General features: G+C 68.3%; 1 protein-coding gene. It reads right to left on the bottom strand.

Going from position 1 to position 2,003, the window contains the following annotated elements; all coding sequences use genetic code 11:
• Nucleotides 1–4: 4 nt before the first annotated feature.
• Nucleotides 5–1,996 (bottom strand): glycoside hydrolase family 31 protein, encoded by a 1,992-nt coding sequence (locus tag J5V16_RS24005; protein WP_208499906.1) that lies wholly within the window; start codon nucleotides 1,994–1,996, stop codon nucleotides 5–7.
• Between the last annotated feature and the right edge of the window lie 7 nt (nucleotides 1,997–2,003).

Raw genomic sequence — 2,003 nt, 5'->3', positions numbered from 1 at the left:
CCGCCTAGATCGTGCCGATGAGTTCCGGCAGGGCCCCGTCGCGTGCGAAGACCGGGATGACCTCGATCGGGGCCTCGGCGTCGATCCACTGTCCACCCTGGTGCACCGCACCGGAATGAAGATCGGTCCACGACGCGCCCTCCGGGAGGTAGACGCGGCGCGCGGTCGCGTCCGCCTCGACCACCGGGGCGACGAGCAGGTCGGGACCGAACATGAACTGGTCGGCCAGGTCCCAGCAGACCGGGTCGGCCGGGAACTCGTGGAACACGCCGCGCATGACCGGCTGCCCCGCCTCATGCGCCTCGACCATGAGCCGCCGCGTATACGGCCGCATCGCCTCCCGCAGCTTCACGTACCGCACCAGGATCTCGTACACGTCCTCGCCGAAGCTCCACAGCTCGTTCGGCGCGCCCGTACCGCAGCGGTCCGAGCCGTCCGCGGCCTTGACCTGCTCGCCGGGCTGGCGGTCGCCGTGCATCCGCATCACCGGGCAGAACGCCCCGAACTGGAACCACCGCACCAGCAGCTCACGAAACGCCGGCTCGTTGACGTTCCCGCCCCAGAACCCGCCGATGTCGGTGGTGAACCACGGGATGCCCGCCACGCCCATGTGGATCCCGGCGGTGATCTGCCGCCGGAAGTCCTCGAAGGACGAATGGATATCGCCCGACCACACCAGGGCGCCGTACCGCTGCGACCCCGCCCAGGCGCAGCGCACGAGGTTCACGACCTCCTCCTGACCGGCGGCCCGCTGACCCTCGAAGAACATCCGCGAGAACGCCTGCGGATAGACGTTCCCGACCTCCACGTTCGGCCCCGCGTGATAGCGGTAGTTGTCGAAGTCGTAGACCCCGTACTCCGGTTCGGCCTCGTCGAGCCAGAACACCTTGATGCCCAGGTCGAAATAGTTCTGCTTGAGGATCTCCCAGGCCCGCTCGCGGGCGCGGGGGTTGGTGGCGTCGAGGAACATGCTGGGACCGAGGAAGCCCATCTGCACATCGAGGCCGCGCTCGGTGCGCACGAGCAGGTTCCCCTGCTTGAACTCGTTGAAGTTCTCCGACTCGAGCGAGACCTGCGGCCACACCGAGACCATGAGCTCGACACCCATCTCCTTGAGCTCGGCCACCATCGCGGCCGGGTCCGGCCAGAACTCCTCCTCGAACCGGAAATCGCCCATCTTGGGCCAGTGGAAGAAGTCCGCCACGATCACATCCAGCGGCAGCCCGCGCCGCCGGTACTCGCGGGCCACCTCGAGCAGCTGCTCCTGATTCCAATACCGCAGCTTGCACTGCCAGTACCCCAGACCGTACTCGGGCATCATCGGCGCGTGCCCGGTCGCGTCCGCGTACGCGGCGCTGATCCGCGCGGGCGTCTCCCCCGCGGTGATCCAATAGTCAAGCTGCTGCGTGGCCTCAGCGATCCACTCGGTCCGGTTCGCCGCGAACGAGGCCGAACCGATCGCCGGGTTGTGCCACAGGAACCCGTACCCCGCACTGGAGACCACGAACGGCACGCTCGCCTGCGAATTGCGGTGCGCCAGCTCGAAGGTAGAGCCCTTCACATCCAGGATCGCCTGCTGATACTGGCCCATCCCGTACAGCTTCTCCCCCGCCACCGGCTCGAACGCGGCCCGCAGGCGATGCGCCCCACCGGCCAGCGGCCGGAACTCACGGGACTTGAGCTTGAGCGAGCCACCGCTGCCGAGCTCGCGGAGCAGCGTCTTACCTTCGGCATCACGGAACTCCAGGTCGCAGTGGAACGTGTCGTAGAACGTCTGCCAGTCGCGTCCGCTGCGCGCGCGCAGGACGACGGTGATGGCGCCGTTGACGAGCGTCGCCGTGTCACCGTCCACAGTGATCTCGACGTCGACGGGTTCGGGTTCGAGGAGGGCGAAGTCGGTGTCGAGCACCTCCCCCGCGCGGGTGCTCCGCACGCGCAGCGAATCGCGGCCCCAGGCCTGCACGACGAGCGTCTCGCCGTCGCCGCGCCAGGTGATGGCGTCC

The sequence above is a fragment of the Glycomyces niveus genome (genome assembly GCF_017592475.1).
Classification (GTDB): Bacteria; Actinomycetota; Actinomycetes; order Mycobacteriales; family Micromonosporaceae; genus Glycomyces; species Glycomyces niveus.
The sequence above is the reverse complement of the archived record's forward strand: the minus strand, read 5'-3'. Positions and strand labels throughout refer to the sequence as shown.